Origin of the sequence: Streptomyces luteireticuli, from assembly GCF_041519305.1 — a bacterium.
Taxonomy (GTDB): domain Bacteria; phylum Actinomycetota; class Actinomycetes; order Streptomycetales; family Streptomycetaceae; genus Streptomyces; species Streptomyces luteireticuli.
Genome location: NZ_CP167927.1, coordinates 7,707,494 through 7,724,484, shown reverse-complemented (window position 1 = coordinate 7,724,484; position 16,991 = coordinate 7,707,494). Strand labels below are relative to the sequence as shown.

Sequence of the window (16,991 nt, the reverse complement as noted above, 5' to 3'; positions counted from 1 at the left end):
TCGACGAGCCATGAGAAACCATCCGATCCTCGCCAAACTCGCCACCCTCACCGCGGCCTCGGCGGTCGTCGCGCTCTACGCCACCTTTCTCCTCCGCTTCTTCTGGACGCCCCGCCAGCCCGTGCCCCTCGCCCTCGCGCTGCTGTGCGCGACGGTGACGTACGGGGCGTTCGGCATCGCCCTTGCCTCCCTCCTGCGCCGCGAGGTCGAGGGCATGTTCGTCATCGTCATGGCCAGCGGCATCGACGTCAGCCTGCAGAACCCCACCTACATGCCGGGAGCCGGCAGCGGACTCATCAAGTACCTGCCGTCCTACGGAGCCGTGCAGGCCGGTGCCGGTGCCGGCTTCAGCACCGCGCCCGTCTGGAGTTGCCTGGGGCTCCAGCTGCTCTGGTTCGCCGCGGCCGGCGCCGTCGGCCTCGTCTCCTTCCGCCGCCGGACCCGCAGCGCGCACCCCGCCGGCCCCGTCCCCGCGGGATCCGGCTGAGACCGGGCCGCAGGACGCGTCCGGTTGGGCCGTCCGGTGGAGATGCGCGCGCGGTGGGGAGGGGCGCGGGAGAGCCTGGCCGCAAGGAACGGCAGCCAGCCGGCAGGAGGTCGACATATGCGGCCGGTGCGACGGGGTACCCGGGCCGAGGCGCTCGGGGAGTATCTGCGCGGTGCCCTGTGGGCGCTCCCGGCGGCGGCCGCGGCGCTGGCGCTGGTGGCGGGCAGCCTCCTCTCCCGGGTGCGGATCCCGCCGGACTCCGTGCTGCGCCCGCTCGCCTTCGCCGGCACGGCCGACGACGCCCGCCAGGCGCTGATCGCGATCGCCTCGACCGTGGTGACCGTGATCGCGCTGGTCCTCGGTCTGACGATCGTCACGCTCCAGCTGGCCTCGACCCAGTTCTCCCCCCGGCTCCTGCGCAACTTCCTGCGCGACCGCCCCAACCAGGTGGTGCTCGCCACCTTCATCGCCACGTTCGCCTACAGCGCCGCCGGGCTCTACACCGTCCGCGCCACCGGCACCGCGGACTTCCCGCGGCTCGCCGTCACCGGGGCGATCGCGCTGCTCTTCCTCAGCCTCGGGATGCTGGTGTTCTTCGTGCACCACATCGTGCACTCCATCAAGATCGACACGATCATGAACTCGGTGGCGGCGGCCGCCGCCCGCACCGTGCGGGCCTACACCGCGAAGGGCCCCGGCACCGACCGCACGGGCCCCGCCCCGCCCCCGGAGGCGGTCGTGCTGACCGCCCCGCGCTCCGGCTACGTCCAGACCGTCCACCCCGAGGTGCTGCTGCGGGCCGCGGCGGCGCAGGACGCCGTGGTCGCGCTCGTCGCCCGGGTGGGCGACCACGTCGTGGCCGGGCCGGAGCCGCTGGCCCTGGCCTGGTCGCGCGGGGGCGGCCCGCCGCGGGACGTCCCCGCGCTGGCCCGCGCCCTGCACCACACCGTGCAGATCGGGCCGGAGCGCACCCTGCGGCAGGACACGATGTTCGGCATCCGTCAGCTCGTCGACATCGCGCTGCGCGCCCTCTCCCCCGCGGTCAACGACCCGTACACCGGCGTCCAGACGCTCGACCGGCTCTCCGTGGTCGTCGGCATGCTGGCCGGGCGGCCCCTCGGGGACGACGTCCGGGCGGACCGGGACGGCGTGGTCAGGGTGGCCGTCGCGGGGCCCGCCTTCGCCGACCACCTCGACCTCGCCTGCGGCCAGATCCGCCGCTACGGGGCGGGCGAGCCCGCCGTGTGCCTGGCGCTGCTGCGCCTGCTGACCACGGCCGCCGCGTCCGTCACCGACGCGGACCGGCGCGCCGCGGTCGACGGGCAGGTCCGCCTCGTCCTGGCCGACGCGGAGGCCCGCATCGCCCGGCCCGCCGACCGCGTGGCGGTCCGTGAGCTCGGTGCCCGGCTCATGGCGCCGCGGGCGGCCGGGTAGGGCAAGCGGTGGTCATTGGGGCGTGTCCGCCCCGGCCGGCAGGGGCTGTTCCGTCCACACCGTCTTGCCCTCGCGCTCGTAGCGCGTCCCCCACCGCTCCGTGAGCTGGGCGACCAGGAACAGCCCGCGGCCGCCCTCGTCCGTGCTGCGGGCGCGGCGGAGGTGGGGGGAGGTGTTGCTGGTGTCGGACACCTCGCAGATGAGGCGGGGGCCGCGGATGAGGCGCAGGGTCACCGGGCCGTCGGCGTAGCGGTAGGCGTTGGTGACCAGTTCGCTGACGACGAGCTCGGTGGCGAAGGCCAGTTCGTCGAGGTGCCAGGCGGCGAGCTGGTCGGCGACCAGGCCGCGGGCGCTGGACGCGGCGCGCGGGTCGGAGGGCAGGGTCCAGGTGGCGACGTGCTCGGGGCCGAGCACCCGGGTGCGGGCGAGCAGGAGGGCGACGTCGTCGAGGGGGCGGGCGGGCAGCAGGGCCTCCACGACGGCCTTGGCCAGTTCGGGCAACGGCCGGTCGACGGAGTGCAGTTGGTCGGCCAGCCGGGCGAGCGCGGCGTCGATGTCGATGACGGCCTGCTGGATGAGTCCGTTGGTGAACAGGGCCAGCAGGCTGCCCTCGGGCAGTTCGAGCTCGGCCGCCTCGAAGGGCAGACCGCCCAGGCCCAGCGGCGGACCGGCGGGGAGGTCGGGGAAGGTGACCTGCCCGTCGGGGGTGACCAGCGCGGGCGGTGGGTGGCCGGCCCGGGCCAGGGAACAGCGGCGCGAGACGGGGTCGTAGACCGCGTAGAGGCAACTGGCCCCGGTCACCTGGTCGTTGGGGAAGTCATGGCTGGCGGCCTCCTGTTCGGCGGCGAGCCGGTGGACGAGGTCGTCGAGGTGGGAGAGGACCTCCTCGGGTTCGAGGTCGAGTTCGGCCAGGGTGTGGACGGCGGTGCGCAGCCGTCCCATGGTGGCGGCGGCGTCGATGCCGTGGCCGATGACGTCGCCGACGACGAAGGCGGCGCGGGCGCCGGAGAGCGGGATGATGTCGAACCAGTCGCCGCCGACGCCCTCGGCCGCGCCGGCCGGGATGTACTGCCGGGCGACCTCGGCGGCGGGCAGGTCGGGCATCTCGCCCGGGAGCAGCCGCCATTGGAGGGAGAGGGCGGCCTGGTGCTGGCGGGTGTAGCGGCGGGCGTTGTCGATGCAGACGGCGGCGCGGGCGGCGAACTCCCCGGCGAGGGTGAGGTCGTCGGCCTCGAACGCCTCGGGGCGTTCGGCGCGCCAGAGCACGGCGAGGCCGAGGACGAGGCCGCGGGCGACGAGCGGCACCAGCATGAGCGAGTGGACGGCGGGGTCCGGGGCCCGGCCCGCGCGTTCCTGGGCGACGGCGGCCACCCCGGTGGGTCCGGCCCCGTGCGGGACGAGGAGGGGGCGCTTCTCGGTGAGGCAGCGGGCCTGGGGGCTGCCCGGCGGGAACTCGATGCGGCGGCCGACGGGGTGGAGCAGTTCCTCGGCGCCCGGGACGACGCAGCTCAGGGCGGAGCGGCGGACCGGGCCGGCGGCGCCCTGGGAGGGTTCCTCGCCGCGGCTGACGGGTTCGAGGAGGTCGACGGAGGCGCAGTCGGCGAGTTCGGGGACGAGTACGTCGGCCAGTTCGCGGGCGGTGGTGGCCACGTCGAGGGTGGTGCCGATGCGGGTGCCGGCCTCGTTGAGCAGGGCCAGGCGCAGCCGGGCGCGGTGGCGTTCGGTGACGTCCTCCACGAGCTGGGTGACGCCGAGGACGTGTCCGGCCGAGTCGCTGAGGCGGAAGGCGGAGACGGAGACGTACCGGCCGCGTACGGGGTCGGAGCGCAGCCGGCAGGGCTGCTCGGTGAAGATCATGGGGCGGCCGGTCTCCAGGACCTGGCGGAGGCGGCCCTCGACGGTCTCGGCGTCGGCGGCCACGACGAAGTCGCCGGTGCGGTGGCCGACGGCCTGGTCGGGGCGGATGCCGGCGATACGGGCGACGGCGCGGTTGACGCGCAGGACGCTGAGGTCGGGGGCGTGGACGGCCATGCCGATGGGCGAGCGGCGGAAGAGGCCGTCGAGGACGGAGCGGTCGGTCTCCCACTGGACGACCGCCTCGGCGGCGGCGCCCACCAGGAACCACTCGGGGGACGCGTCCGTCCGGATGACACGGCGGGCGCGGATGCCGACGTGGACGCGCCGGCCGTCGCGGTGGAGGAGCGGGACGACGCCGAACCAGCCGTGCCCGCGCACGCAGTCGGCGGCGGCCGCGGCGACGTCCTCCTGGTCGCGGTGGGCGACGAGCACGTCCGCGGCGGGTTTGCCGAGCACGTCCTCGGCGCGGTGGCCCAGCAGGTCCTCGGTGCGGGCCCCCCAGCCGGTGACGACGCCGCGGTGGTCGACGACGGCCAGGGCTGCGTGGGCGGCCGAGAACGGGTCCTCCGGGCTCTCGCTGAAGAGCGTCATCGGTCCGTCCGCCATCGCCGGTCTCCTTCACTCGGCCACCCCTTCCACAGTGCCGGGTGCGCGGGCCGTGCGCGCTTCGGAGAGCCCGCCGGGGGCGGTTTCCGGCCTCGCCGGGGCGGGCGAAAATCCCTTGGCCGACCTGCGGTTTTGCCGTAAGGATGGGGTTATGTCACATACCTTCGACGCTCTGGTGGCCGAGGCCGCGTCCGTCTCGGTGGACGGCTGGGACTTCTCCTGGCTGGACGGCCGGGCCACCGAGGAGCGCCCCTCGTGGGGTTATCAGCGGCTGATGGGCGAGCGGCTGTCGCGGGCCTCGGCCGCCCTGGACGTCCAGACCGGCGGCGGCGAGGTCCTGGCGGGGGCGGAGCGGCTGCCGCCGACGATGGTCGCCACCGAGTCCTGGCCGCCGAACGTCGCCAGGGCGACCGCCCTGCTGCACCCGCGGGGCGCCGTCGTGGTGGCCGACCCCGACGAGCCCCCGCTGCCGTTCGCGGACGCCGCGTTCGACCTGGTCACCAGCCGGCACCCGGCCACCGTGTGGTGGCCGGAGATCGCCCGGGTGCTGCGCCCCGGCGGCACGTACTTCGCCCAGCACGTCGGCCCCGCCTCGGTCTTCGAGCTCGTCGAGTACTTCCTGGGCCCGCAGCCCGCGGCGCGCCGCAAGCGCCACCCCGACGACGAGACGGCCGCGGCGCGGGCCGCGGGCCTCGACGTCGTCGATGTGCGCATGGAGCGGCTGCGCATGGAGTTCTCCGACATCGGGGCGGTGGTCTACTTCCTGCGGAAGGTGATCTGGACCGTGCCCGGCTTCACGGTCGGGGAGTACCGCGACCGGCTGCGCGAACTGCACGACCGGATCGAGGAGGAGGGGCCGTTCGTGGCGCATTCCTCCCGGGTCCTGATCGAGGCCCGCAAGCCGGGCGGGACGGGCGGGGCAGGGTAACGCGAGCCGCCCGGCGTCGCACCCGGGCAGGAAGGCCCTCCCGGTCCGTCTTCCGTTCCAGTGGCCGGGAGGGCCTTCGCGGGACGTGCGGAGGTCAGCCGAGGATGTGGACCTCGGTGCTGTGGGTGCCCGTGTTGCTCTTCTTGACCGCGACGAGGTCGGGGCGGCCGTCGCGGTTCCAGTCGGCGACGGAGAACTCGAAGGTCCGGTCGGTCTCGTGGAGCGCGGTGCCGGTCTGGAGGGCGAAGCGCTGGAAGCCGCTCGCGCCCGAGAGGACGTGGACCTCGGTGCTGTTGGTGCCCGTCCGGTTCTTCTTCACCGCCACCAGGTCCGGACGCCCGTCACGGTCCCAGTCCGTCACCGCGAAGTCGAACGAGTCGTCCGTCTCGTGCAGCGCCGTACCCGTCTGGAGATTGAAGCGCTGGAAGTTGCTCGCACCGGACAGGATGTGCACCTCGGTGCTGTTGGTGCCCGTCCGGTTCTTCTTCACCGCCACCAGGTCCGGACGCCCGTCACGGTCCCAGTCCGTCACCGCGAAGTCGAAGGAATCGTCCGTCTCGTGCAGCGCCGTACCCGTCTGGAGGATGAAGCGCTGGAAGTTGCTCGCACCGGAGAGGATGTGGACTTCCGTGCTGCCGGTGCCCGTTCTGCTCTTCTTCACCGCGACGAGGTCCGGTCTGCCGTCGCGGTCCCAGTCGGTGAAGGCGAACGCGAACGTGCCGTCGGTCTCGTGGAGCGCGGTGCCGGTCTGGAGGGCGAAGCGCTGGAAGTTGCTCGCACCGGACAGGATGTGCACCTCGGTGCTGTTCGTGCCGGTGTTGCTCTTCTTGACCGCGACGAGGTCGGGGCGGCCGTCGCGGTCCCAGTCGGTGGTCGTGGTGGCGAAGGTGTCGTCGGTCTCGTGGAGGGCGGTGCCGGTCTGCAGAAGGAAGTTGCCGAACGCCGCCGGACCCGCCGGAGCGGCGGCCGAGGCGGTCGAGGGGAGGGCGAGGGACGCCCCCAGGGCCAGCGGGACGAGTGCGGCTACGGCTGCCTTCAAGGTGCGCACAGGAATACCTCCCTGACACATGCGCCCGGGAAGTTCCCGGGAGCCGCGCACGATGCTAGGGGCGCTTCCCTCTCCAGCGGTCGGCCGGGAGAGCCCCAACGGCCGGATTCCATGGATGAACGACGTGATTCAAGCGTCCACCAACCATCAGACCCCGGCAATTGCCTTTGATTGCAAGACAGTTCACGCCATGCGGCGCAGAACGCACGTACAACCGGTACGGTCGACGCATACGACGACGACCCCGGGGACGGCATGACGGCCACGACACCTCCGCCCGGCTACGCCTTCGACAACGACAACAGCCACGCCGCCGAGCAACACCGCTGCCTGGCGGCGGCGTACGACGGCTTCACCGTCCGCCGGCTGTCCCGGCTGCCGCTGGGCCCGGGGTCCCGCTGTCTGGAGGTCGGCGCGGGCGGCGGCAGCGTCGCCCGCCGGCTGGCCGCGCGGGTCGCCCCGGCGGGCTCGGTGCTGGCGACGGACATCAAGCCCGGGCACGTACCGCCCTCCCCCGGCCTGCGGGTGACCGTCCACGACATCACGGCCGACCCCCTGCCGGAGAACGCCTTCGACGTCGTCCACGCCCGCCTGGTCCTGCTGCACCTGCCGGAGCGGGAGGCGGTCCTGCACCGCCTGGTGCGCGCCCTCCGCCCGGGCGGCTGGCTCCAGTTGGACGATTTCGACGAGACGACGTACGGCCCGCTGATCCCCGTCGGCGGCTGCACCGACGCCGCGGCGTACCGCGCCTACCTGGACGCCAAGGTGCGCCTCCTGGAGTCGGCGGGCGTCGATCTGACCTGGGGCCGCCGCGCCGCCACCGTGATGCACGAGGCGGGCCTGACCGGCATCGACGCCGAGCCGGACGTCCAGCAGTGGCGCGCCGGCTCCCCCGGCACGGCGCTCCAGGTGCACAACACGCGCCACCTGCGCGACCGTTTCCTCGCCGCAGGGCTGACGGAGGGTCAACTGGACGCGGCGCGGCGGGTGATGACCCACCCCGATTTCCTCGCGACGTCGTGCCTGATGTATTCGGTCCAGGGCAGGAAGCCGGAGTAACGGCGCCGCCGTCAGCGGGCGGCGGCGCCACCGCCGTCGAGCTTCTTCACGACCGTCTCCCGCGGGCCGACCGGACGTCCGTCCTCGGACCGGACGTCCAACGGGCGCAGCGGGCGCCCGGTTTCGCGGTCGAGGAGCCGTGAGTGCGCTTCGCCGGGGGCGAAGCAGTGCGCCTCGCCCCACTGGCGCAGCGCGACGACGACGGGGAAGAGGTCGCGCCCCTTCTCGGTGAGCACATATTCCTGGTGGGCGCCGCCGTCGGCGGCGGGCGTCCGGCGCATCACTCCGGCCCCCTCCAGTGTGCGCAGCCGGGCGGCGAGGATGTTCTTGGCGATGCCGAGGCTGCGCTGGAACTCGACGAAGCGGCGGCTGCCGTCGAAGGCGTCCCTCACGATGAGCAGCGACCACCAGTCGCCGATCGAGTCCACCGACCGGGCGACCGGGCACGGGTCGGTGTCGAACCTGGTGCGGGCGACCATCGCGCCCCCCTTCCTCGATTTGGTTGCAACATGCTACCTCAAGCGTCTACGGTCACCCGGGTAGCAAGTTGCAACCAACTTGGGAGGGCATATGCCGGGCGACGGCCCCAGCACACGACACAAGACCGCACCACCGGCCACTGCGGCACCACCCGGCCCGCCTCCCGCGCGCCTCGTGCTGCTCTTCGCCGTCGCCTGCGGCTGCGCGGTGGCCAACGTCTACTTCGCCCAGCCCCTGCTGGTCACGCTCGGCGAACGCTTCTCGCTCGGCTCCGGCCTGCTCGGCGTGGTCGTCACCCTCACCCAGGCCGGATACGCGGCGGGCCTGCTGCTTCTCGTCCCCCTCGGGGACCTGACCGACCGGCGCGCGCTGATCACGCTCCAGCTCGGCCTGCTGTCGGCGGCGCTGCTCGCCGCCGGGCTCGCGCCCGGCGCCGCGGTCCTGCTGGCCGCCCTCGCGGTGATCGGGCTGCTGGCCGTGGTCACCCAGACGATGGTCGCCGCGGCGGCCGCCCTCGCCCCCGCGGCCCTCCGGGGCCGGGTCGTGGGGGCGGTGACCACAGGGGTGATCACCGGCATCCTGCTGGCCCGCACGGTGGCCGGCATCCTGGCCGACCTGGCCGGATGGCGTGCCGTCTACCTCTCCTCGGCCCTGGTGACCGCGGCGCTGGCCGTACTCCTGCGCCGCGCGCTGCCCGCCGGCGGTCCGCCGCAACCGGGCGTGCCCTACCGGCAGTTGCTGCGCTCGACCGTCTCCCTGTTCGCCCGCCACCCCCTGCTGCGGATCCGCGGCGGGCTCGCGTTCCTGCTGTTCGCCTCCTTCAGCACGCTGTGGAGCAGCCTCGCCCAGCCGCTCAGCGGTCCCCCGTGGTCGCTGTCGCACACCGCGATCGGCGCGTTCGGGCTCGCGGGGGCCGCCGGAGCCGTGGCGGCGGGGGCCGCCGGCCGCTGGAACGACCGCGGCCTCGCGCAGCGGACCACCGGCGTCGCACTGGGGCTGCTCGTGATGTCGTGGATCCCCCTGGCGCTGACCCGGCAGTCCCTATGGGCACTGGCCATAGGAGCGGTCCTCCTGGACTTCGCCGTTCAGGCCGTCCACGTCACCAACCAGACCCTCATCCACGAGGTGCGCCCGGACGCCGGCAGCCGGATCATCGGCGGCTACATGGTCTTCTACTCGGCGGGCAGCGCGCTGGGCGCCATCGGCTCCTCGCTCGCGTATGCCGCGGCCGGCTGGCCGGGGGTGACGGCGCTGGGAGCGGCGTTCAGCTGCGCCGCCCTGCTCCTGTGGGCGACGACCCGGCACACCGCGCACACTGCGAAGTGAGCGGAAGGGAGCCCGACATGCCCGTGGCGGACACCGAGGTGGCGGTGCTGATCGTCGGCGGCGGGCCCGTCGGGCTCACCGCCCGGGCGCTCCTGGAGCGCTGGGGCGTGCGGACCCTGCTGGTCGAGAAGCACGGCGAGCTGTCGCCCTTCCCCCGGTCCCGGCTCATCAATGTGCGGTCGATGGAGATCTTCCGCGGGCTCGGGATCGCGGACACGATCACGGCCCGTGCGTTCGCGCCGGAGTACGGCCGCATCCGCTTCCGCGACACCCTGCAGGACCCCGACTTCGCCACGGCGCCCATGATCGGGATCAACGCACCGGTGCCCGAGAGTCCCGTGACCGGCGTGGCCACCTCGCAGGACCGGCTGGAACCCGTCCTCCTCTCCGCGGCGGACGCACCCGTGCGGTTCGGGGCCGAGCTCGTCGGTCCGGCCGAAGCCGAAGAGGCCGACGGCGTCGTGGCGTTGCTCGCCGACCGTGCAGGCGGCGGACGGACCCGCGTCCGCGCCCGCTACGTCCTCGCCGCCGACGGTGCGAACTCCACCGTCCGGCAGCGGCTGGGCATCGGCACCGCCGGCCCCGGCCCGATGGGCGGCTTCACCACCGTCGTGTTCGACGCCGACCTGAGCCGCTGGTGCGCCCGGCAGCCCGCCGGCGTCTACTTCACCGCGCACGGACTGTTCGCCCCGCTCTACCCGGAAGGCGGCTGGGCCTGGTTCGCCCCCACGCCCGACGACGCGGAGCACGCCGACTGGCCCGGACGCGTCTCGCGGGCCCTCGGCACCGGCACCGTCGTACGGGCCGACGTGCTGCGGGTCCAGCATTGGACGATGAACGCGTTCGTCGCCGACCGCTTCCGCCACGGCCGGATCCTGCTGGCCGGGGACGCCACGCACGCGATCCCCATCGTCGGCGGTCTCGGCATGAACACCGGGGTCGCCGATGTGCACAACCTGTGCTGGAAACTGGCCGGTGTGCTCCAAGGGTGGGCGGATCCGGGCCTGTTGGACACCTACGAGGAGGAACGACGGCCCGTCGCCCATCGGACCCTCCGCCAGGCGGTGGCCAACACCCAGCTCATGCTCCAGGTGCAGCAGCGGCGCCGCGAGCAGCTCCGCGCCGGTGGATCAGCGCCGGAGCGGCTCGAACTCCCCTGGTCGGAGCGGTACTTCGCCCAGCTCGGCCTCGTGCTCGGCGTCACCTACCGCTCCGCCGCCGTCCGTACGGACGGCGGCACACCGCCCGACAGCGGCACGGACTACGTCCCCACCGCGGAACCGGGCCGCCGCATGCCCCACTTCCCGCTCGCGCACCACCGCTCCACGCTCGACGTCCTCGGCACATGGTTCACCCTGCTCACCCCGGACCCCGCCCGCTGGGAAGGGCAGAGCACCGCACCGTGGCCACTGCGCGTCGAACCCCTCCCCCACGAGCACGCCGACGCCTGCGGCCTCGGCCCGCACGGGGCGCTGCTCGTCCGGCCCGACGGCCACATCGCCGCCCGCTGGCGCGGCGGCCCGCCGGACGGCTCCGCCCTCCGCACCGCCCTCACCGGCCCGGCATCCCCCTGAACAGCGCGGGCGCCGGACCGCAACCCGGCCGTGGCGAACGGCCGACGCCGTGCACCCATCCGTATGGCCCGGGCTCCGTCCGCTTTTGAAGCGGGGGCGACGGGAGACCCAGCAGGGGTCCCCCGTCCCGTGCGAACCCTGGGAGCCCGCCATCAAAGTCCTCCTGGTCGACAACTACGACTCCTATACGTACAACCTGTTCCAGCTGATAGCCGCCGAATACGGCACGGAACCCCAGGTCCTCACCAACGACGACCCCGCATGGGCGGACATCGATCTCCGCGCCTACGACGCGGCCGTCATCTCCCCCGGACCCGGACGCCCCGGCAGGGAACGGGACTTCGGACGCTCGCGCGACGTCCTGCTCGACGGCCGCCTCCCGGTGCTCGGGGTGTGCCTGGGACACCAGGGCCTCGGCGCGGAGGCCGGGGCCGACGTCGTACAGGCGCCACGGCCCCGGCACGGGCACCTCACCACCGTCACGCACGACGGCGACGCGCTCTTCGCCGGAATTCCCCGGGAGTTCACGGCGGTGCGCTACCACTCCCTGTGCCTGGCCGAGCCGGTGCCGGACGCGCTGCGGGTGACCGCGCGGGCGGAGGACGGCGTGGTCATGGCGGTCGCCCACCGCGACCGGCCCTGGTGGGGCGTGCAGTTCCACCCCGAGTCGGTGGCGTCGGAGCACGGCGCCCGTCTGATGGACAACTTCCGTTCCCTGGCGCGTGCCGCGTACCGGCCCCCGCGGCGGGAGGCGCAACGTACGCTCCCCCGCCACGCGTTCCCCCAACATGCCCCTGGCGCACCGCTGTTGGAAGTCAAGTACGTCGTCCTGCCCGGCGAGACCGACACCCGTGCCGCTTTCACGGCCCTGTACCGCGACAGCGACCCGGTCTTCTGGCTGGACAGCGCCCATGTCGAGGAGGGGCTCTCCCGCTTCTCCTTCCTCGGGGACGCCTCGGGCCCGCTCGGCGAGCTGCTGACCTACCGCGTCGGCGAGGGCCGGGTGGCCGTCCGGCACGGCAACGGCGTGACCACCGCCTGCCCCGGCAGCATCTTCGACGTGCTGGAGGAGCGGCTGCGCGTACGCTCCGTCCCCCCGCCGCACGATCTGCCCTTCGACTTCGCCGGGGGCTACGTCGGCTACTTCGGCTACGAACTACGGGCCGACTGCGGCTCCCCGCACGGCCACCGGGCCGCCGCGCCGGACGCGCAGTGGCTGTTCTGCGACCGCTTCCTCGCCGTCGACCACCAGGAACGGCGCACCTATCTGGTGGCGCTGTGCCGCCCGGAGGAGCCGGGCGAGCCGCAGGCGGCGGAGGACTGGCTGGAGGCGACGGCGCGGGCGGTGCGCGAACTGCCGCGCACCCGGCGCCCGTCCGCGCCCGCCCGGCCGCCCGACGTCCGGGCCGCCACCCGCCGCGCCGAGCGCGCCCTGGCCCGTCCCGAGGCCACCTACCTCGACGACATCGCCGCGTGCCGACGGCAGTTGTACGCGGGCGAGAGCTACGAACTGTGCCTGACCAACACGGTCACCCTGCCCGCGCCCGAGGACCCGCTCGCCTGCTTCACCCGGCTGCGGGCCCTCAACCCGGCCCCGTACGGCGCGCTGCTGCGCTTCGGGGGGACGTGGGTGCTCAGCGCCTCCCCCGAGCGCTTCCTGCGCGTGGACCGCGAACGGACCGTGGAGAGCAAGCCGATCAAGGGAACGGCGCGGCGCAGCGACGACCCGGCCGAGGACGAGGCGCTGTGCCGCTCGCTGCGGGAGGACCCCAAGACCCGCGCCGAGAACCTGATGATCGCCGATCTGCTCCGCAACGACCTCGGCCGGGTCTGCGAGGTCGGCACGGTCGAGGTGCCGAAGTTCCTGGCGACGGAGAGCTATGCGACGGTCCACCAGCTGGTGTCGACGGTCCGGGGCAGGCTGCGCCCCGAGGTGAACGCGGTGGCCGGGGTGCGGGCGTGCTTCCCCGGGGGGTCGATGACGGGCGCGCCGAAGCTGCGTTCGCTGGAGATCCTGGACGGGCTCGAACAGCGGCCCCGCGGCATCTACTCGGGGGCGCTGGGCTATCTGTCCGCCTCGGGCCCGGCGGATCTGAGCATCGTGATCCGCACCGCCGTCCTGCACGACGGCGTCCTGACCGCCGGGACGGGCGGCGCGATCCTGCTGGACTCCGATCCGGCCGCGGAGTACGCCGAGATCCTGCTCAAGGCCGCCGCCACCGTCCAGGCCCTGCCGGGCGGGGATCCCGCGGGGAGCCCGATGCGGCGGGCGGCGGTCCACCGCACGACCGGTCCGGTCCGTACGAGGTGAGGCAGATGACGAAGAAGACCCAGTACGACGTGATCGGGCGGCGGTACGCGGAGATGAAGGAGAACGCGGCGTTCTGCGTCGCCGACTCCTACACCCTCCTCGACGCGCTCCGGGCCTGCGGCGACCTGCGGGGGCGGCCCGCGCTGGACGTGGCCTGCGGGCACGGGGACATCTCCCGGCTGCTGGCCGGGCGGGGTGCCGCCCCGGTGATCGGGGTGGACGTCTCCGCGGAGATGGTGCGCCTGGCCCGGGCCCTGGAGCGGCAGGACCCCCGGGGGATCCAGTACCTGGTGGCGGACGCGGCCGAACTGCCGGTGCTCGGCAGCTTCGCGGTGGCGACGGCGAGCTATCTGTTCAACTACGCGCCCACGCGGGCGGTGAAGCGCGCGATGTTCACGGCGGTCCGGGCCAACCTGGCTCCCGACGGGACGCTGCTGGCGGTCGTCCCCAACACGGGCCCGTTCCTGGAGGAGGCCGGTGCGACGGGTGCCCGGCTGGTGGAGCGGGTCCCGGGCGGGGAGGCGCCGCTGATGCGCATGGAGTTCCTGTCCGATCCGCCGGTGCCGTTCGCGTACTACGAGTGGCAGCGCGCCGACTACGAACAGGCGGCGCGGGAGGCGGGGTTCGGGACTGTCCGGTGGCAGTCGACGCGGACGCCACCGCCCGACGAGCGCTGGTCCACCGCGTTCTGGGCGGACTACCAGCAGGCGCCCCGCAGCTCCCTCATGATCTGCCGTCAGCCGTAATGATCTGCCGTTAGCCGTACGGAAGCGAGGGCCGTGGTGGACGGTGCCCGGGCCAGGACGATCGCCGTGATCGGCGCGGGCCCGCGCGGGCTGTCGGTCGTCGAACGGCTGGCGGCGAACGCCGGGGCGTCCGGCCGGCGGGTCGTCGTCCACGCCGTCGATCCCTATCTCGGGACCGGCGGGCGGGTGTGGCGCAGCACGCAGTCGCAGAGGCTGCTGATGAACACGGTGGCCGCGCAGGTCACCATGTTCACCGATCCGAGCGTCAGTTGCGAGGGTCCGATCCGGCCGGGGCCGAGCCTGTACGACTGGGCGAAGCAGGTGGTGCCGGGCGAGCCGCGGGGCGCGGTGCCGGACTGGGTACGGGCGGAGGCCGCGGAACTGGGCCCGGGGTCGTATCCGTCGCGGGCCTTCTGCGGCCGCTATCTGACGTGGGTGCTCGACCTGTTGGTGCGCACCGCGCCGGACGGCGTGACGATCCGGCTGCACCGGCACCGGGCGGTGCGGCTGACGGAGGCGGAGGGCGCGGCGCAGGTCGTCACACTGGACACGGGGGCGCGGCTGCTGGTGGACTGCGTGGTCCTGGCGCAGGGGCATCTGGACATGCCGGCGGCCGGGTGCGCGGAGGAGACGGAGCTGCTGGAGCACGCGGAGCGGCACGGGTTCGGCTATCTGCCGCCGGCCAGTCCGGCGGAGGCGGATCTGGGGGCCGTGACGGCGGGCGAGCGGGTGGCGCTGCGCGGGCTGGGGCTCAACTTCTTCGACTATGTGGCCCTGTTGACGGAGGGCCGGGGCGGCGCCTTCCGCCGGGTGCGCGGGCAGCTGCGCTACCGGCCGTCGGGCGACGAGCCACGGCTGTTCGCGGGGTCGCGGCGCGGCGTTCCGTACCACGCGCGGGGCGAGAACCAGAAGGGGGCGTTCGGCCGGCACCGGCCGGTGGTGCTGACCCAGGAGCGGATCGCGGCGCTGCGGAGACGGCGCCGGGACGGGGAGCAGATCCAATTCAGCCGGGACGTATGGCCGTTGATCGACCGCGAGGTGACGGCCGTGTACTTCTCGACGCTGCTGGCCCAGCGGGCGCGCCGGGCCGAGCGGGAGGCGTTCCTGCACGAGTACACGCGGCAGCCGTTCGGCACTCCGGTGGACGAGCGGGTGCTGGAGCGGTTCGGGATCGTGCGGGACGACGCGTGGGACTGGGAACGGATCTGCCGGCCGTACGGGAGCCGGGAGTTCACGGGTCCGGCGGCCTACCAGGAGTGGCTGCTGGGCTATCTGCGCGAGGACCTGGCCGAGGCGCGCCGCGGCAATGTGGACGGTCCGCTGAAGGCGGCCCTGGATGTGCTGCGGGACCTGCGCAACGAGGTGCGGCTGGCGGTGGACCACGCGGGGATCACCGGGGAGTCATACCGCAACGAGCTGCAGACCTGGTTCACGCCGCTGAACGCGTTCCTGTCGATCGGCCCGCCGCCGCGCCGGATCGAGGAGCTGATCGCGCTGGTCGAGGCGGGGGTGGTGGAGCTGGTGGGGCCGGGGATGCGGGTGGTTCCGGTGCCCGAGGGGTTCGCGGTGAGTTCCGCGGCGGTGCCCGGGTCGGAGCGGCGGGTGACGACGCTGGTGGAGGCGCGGCTGCCGGAGGTGGACGTGCGCCTCACGACCGACCCGCTGGTGCGGGACCTGCGGGCGCGGGGGGCGTGCCGGCCGTATCTGATCCCGACCGGGCACGACGGGCATGTGGAGACGGGGGGCCTGATGGTGACGCCGCGCCCGTACCGGCTGGTGGACGCGGCGGGGCGGCCGCACCCGTACCGGTTCGCCTTCGGGGTGCCGACGGAGACGGTGCACTGGGTGACGGCGGCGGGGATACGGCCGGGGGTGGACTCGGTGATCCTGGGGGACGCGGACGCGATCGCCCGGGAGTGCCTGTCGGTGGGGCTGGGGCGGCGGGCGCGGCCGGAGGATCCGTTCGGGGAGCGGGCGGTGGTGCCGTAGCGGCCGTCGCGTACGCTCCTTAGGGTTGCCAGGCGCCGGACACGGCCTCGGCGGGGACATCGGAGTGGTACGACAGCAGGCGTGACAACGCGAGCCGAGCAAGTCGCCGTTCTCCGCCCCCTCTACCAGCGTGACCTGGCCTCCGGTACGGAGCGGTTCTTCGGGCCCAGACGGACGGCCTGCCCCTGGTGCGCGTCGGACCGGCTGCGCGAACGCCTGCGGACCCCCGACCTCCTCCAGCACAAGCCCGGCACCTTCGTCATCGACCGGTGCCTCGCCTGCGGCCACCACTTCCAGAACCCTCGACTCAACCAGGACGGCCTGGAGTTCTACTACCGGGACTGCTACGACGGACTCGGCCGTGAGTTCGCGGAGAATCTGCTCGGCGCCGGCCTCAGCCTGAAGTGCCACCGCGTCTCCGCGGAATTCATGCGGCCCTTCGTCGATCCCGAACGCTGGCTGGATGTGGGCACGGGGTACGGCCACTTCCCCGAGGCGGCACGGCAGGTGTTCCCCACGTCCGTGTTCCACGGCCTGGACCAGGGTGAGGGAGTGGAGTTCGCCGAAGCGTCGGGGCGGATCGACAAGGCTCTGCGGGGGCTGTTCACGGACCTGGCCCCCTCCCTGGCGGGCCGGTACGACGTGGTGAGCATGCACCACTACCTGGAGCACACCCCCGATCCCCGCGCGCAGTTGAAGGCCGCGCACACCGCGCTGGCCCCCGGCGGCCTGCTCCAGATCGAGGTCCCGGACCCCGAATCGGCGTTTTCCCGGCTGCTGGGCCGATGGTGGGTGCCGTGGCTCCAGCCGCAGCACCTGCACATGATGCCCTTCCGCAACCTGCGACAGGCCCTGGAGAAGACCGGCTTCACCGTGCTGGAGGCCGACCGGAGGGTGGCGCACCGGCCGACGGACCTCGCCGGCGCCGTGGCGCTCCTGCTCTCCCGCCTGGCGCCCCACGACGACGCGCCCTGGCACCCCCGGCGGCCGACCACCACGGCCCGGCGCGTGCGGAAGCTCCTGTGGGCGAGCGGCTCGCCCGCCCTGGCGGCCGCCTACGGGCTCGACCAGTGCCTCGCCCCGGTCGCCCGGCGCACGGCCCTCTCCAACGCCTACCGGCTCCTCGCGCGCCGGAGCTGAAACGCT

General features: G+C 73.9%; 13 protein-coding genes. 10 read left to right on the top strand and 3 right to left on the bottom strand.

All coding sequences use genetic code 11. The features are described from left to right. Window positions 1-10: 10 nt before the first annotated feature. Window positions 11-487, top strand: coding sequence for a hypothetical protein (locus AB8735_RS34675; RefSeq protein WP_372411600.1), 477 nt, complete (start codon window positions 11-13; stop codon window positions 485-487). A 117-nt stretch (window positions 488-604) separates the two neighbouring features. Further along, window positions 605-1,921, top strand: coding sequence for a DUF2254 domain-containing protein (locus tag AB8735_RS34670; protein WP_372411599.1), 1,317 nt, complete (start codon window positions 605-607; stop codon window positions 1,919-1,921). 12 nt (window positions 1,922-1,933) lie between these two features. Here the strand turns inward: AB8735_RS34670 and AB8735_RS34665 are convergent, their stop codons facing one another. After that, window positions 1,934-4,384 (bottom strand): SpoIIE family protein phosphatase, encoded by a 2,451-nt coding sequence (locus AB8735_RS34665; protein WP_372411598.1) that lies wholly within the window; start codon window positions 4,382-4,384, stop codon window positions 1,934-1,936. Window positions 4,385-4,535: 151 nt separating this feature from the next. Between AB8735_RS34665 and AB8735_RS34660 the strand changes: the two genes are divergently transcribed. Further along, on the top strand, window positions 4,536-5,312 hold the full coding sequence (locus AB8735_RS34660) for a class I SAM-dependent methyltransferase (protein ID WP_372411597.1): 777 nt from the start codon (window positions 4,536-4,538) through the stop codon (window positions 5,310-5,312). A gap of 94 nt (window positions 5,313-5,406) precedes the next feature. Here AB8735_RS34660 and AB8735_RS34655 read toward each other — a convergent pair whose 3' ends face one another. Then, the gene (locus AB8735_RS34655) at window positions 5,407-6,360 is read right to left on the bottom strand and encodes an FG-GAP repeat domain-containing protein (protein WP_372411596.1); all 954 of its coding nucleotides are present in this window, start codon (window positions 6,358-6,360) and stop codon (window positions 5,407-5,409) included. A 255-nt stretch (window positions 6,361-6,615) separates the two neighbouring features. Between AB8735_RS34655 and AB8735_RS34650 the strand changes: the two genes are divergently transcribed. Further along, the gene (locus AB8735_RS34650; protein ID WP_344020974.1) at window positions 6,616-7,419 is read left to right on the top strand and encodes a methyltransferase domain-containing protein; all 804 of its coding nucleotides are present in this window, start codon (window positions 6,616-6,618) and stop codon (window positions 7,417-7,419) included. An 11-nt stretch (window positions 7,420-7,430) separates the two neighbouring features. On the opposite strand, the gene AB8735_RS34645 is transcribed toward AB8735_RS34650, so the two are convergent. Beyond that, window positions 7,431-7,898 (bottom strand): helix-turn-helix domain-containing protein, encoded by a 468-nt coding sequence (locus AB8735_RS34645; protein ID WP_344020972.1) that lies wholly within the window; start codon window positions 7,896-7,898, stop codon window positions 7,431-7,433. Between the two features lie 91 nt (window positions 7,899-7,989). Between AB8735_RS34645 and AB8735_RS34640 the strand changes: the two genes are divergently transcribed. From AB8735_RS34640 to AB8735_RS34615, 6 genes are all read left to right on the top strand, one after another. Continuing rightward, complete coding sequence (locus AB8735_RS34640) at window positions 7,990-9,225, top strand: MFS transporter (protein WP_372411595.1); 1,236 nt, start codon at window positions 7,990-7,992, stop codon at window positions 9,223-9,225. A gap of 17 nt (window positions 9,226-9,242) precedes the next feature. Beyond that, window positions 9,243-10,799 carry an FAD-dependent monooxygenase gene (locus AB8735_RS34635; RefSeq protein ID WP_372411594.1) on the top strand — a complete coding sequence of 519 codons (1,557 nt, stop codon included), beginning with the start codon at window positions 9,243-9,245 and terminating at the stop codon, window positions 10,797-10,799. Window positions 10,800-10,884: 85 nt separating this feature from the next. After that, a complete protein-coding gene (gene pabB, locus AB8735_RS34630; RefSeq protein ID WP_372411593.1) occupies window positions 10,885-13,110 on the top strand; it encodes an aminodeoxychorismate synthase component I in 2,226 nt (741 codons plus the stop codon). Between the two features lie 5 nt (window positions 13,111-13,115). Next, window positions 13,116-13,856 carry a methyltransferase domain-containing protein gene (locus tag AB8735_RS34625; protein ID WP_372411592.1) on the top strand — a complete coding sequence of 247 codons (741 nt, stop codon included), beginning with the start codon at window positions 13,116-13,118 and terminating at the stop codon, window positions 13,854-13,856. A gap of 33 nt (window positions 13,857-13,889) precedes the next feature. Beyond that, on the top strand, window positions 13,890-15,845 hold the full coding sequence (locus AB8735_RS34620) for an FAD/NAD(P)-binding protein (RefSeq protein WP_372411591.1): 1,956 nt from the start codon (window positions 13,890-13,892) through the stop codon (window positions 15,843-15,845). A gap of 81 nt (window positions 15,846-15,926) precedes the next feature. Continuing rightward, window positions 15,927-16,985 (top strand): class I SAM-dependent methyltransferase, encoded by a 1,059-nt coding sequence (locus AB8735_RS34615; protein WP_372411590.1) that lies wholly within the window; start codon window positions 15,927-15,929, stop codon window positions 16,983-16,985. Window positions 16,986-16,991: the final 6 nt, after the last annotated feature.

What these genes read in the sequence shown, in the direction of transcription:
- AB8735_RS34640 (WP_372411595.1), top strand. Translation starts at nt 7,990, where the DNA reads ATGCCGGGCGACGGCCCCAGCACACGACACAAGACCGCACCACCGGCC.
- AB8735_RS34625 (WP_372411592.1), top strand. Translation starts at nt 13,116, where the DNA reads ATGACGAAGAAGACCCAGTACGACGTGATCGGGCGGCGGTACGCGGAG.
- AB8735_RS34675 (WP_372411600.1), top strand. Translation starts at nt 11, where the DNA reads ATGAGAAACCATCCGATCCTCGCCAAACTCGCCACCCTCACCGCGGCC.
- AB8735_RS34665 (WP_372411598.1), bottom strand. Translation starts at nt 4,384, where the DNA reads ATGGCGGACGGACCGATGACGCTCTTCAGCGAGAGCCCGGAGGACCCG.
- AB8735_RS34660 (WP_372411597.1), top strand. Translation starts at nt 4,536, where the DNA reads ATGTCACATACCTTCGACGCTCTGGTGGCCGAGGCCGCGTCCGTCTCG.
- AB8735_RS34650 (WP_344020974.1), top strand. Translation starts at nt 6,616, where the DNA reads ATGACGGCCACGACACCTCCGCCCGGCTACGCCTTCGACAACGACAAC.
- AB8735_RS34635 (WP_372411594.1), top strand. Translation starts at nt 9,243, where the DNA reads ATGCCCGTGGCGGACACCGAGGTGGCGGTGCTGATCGTCGGCGGCGGG.
- AB8735_RS34670 (WP_372411599.1), top strand. Translation starts at nt 605, where the DNA reads ATGCGGCCGGTGCGACGGGGTACCCGGGCCGAGGCGCTCGGGGAGTAT.
- AB8735_RS34645 (WP_344020972.1), bottom strand. Translation starts at nt 7,898, where the DNA reads ATGGTCGCCCGCACCAGGTTCGACACCGACCCGTGCCCGGTCGCCCGG.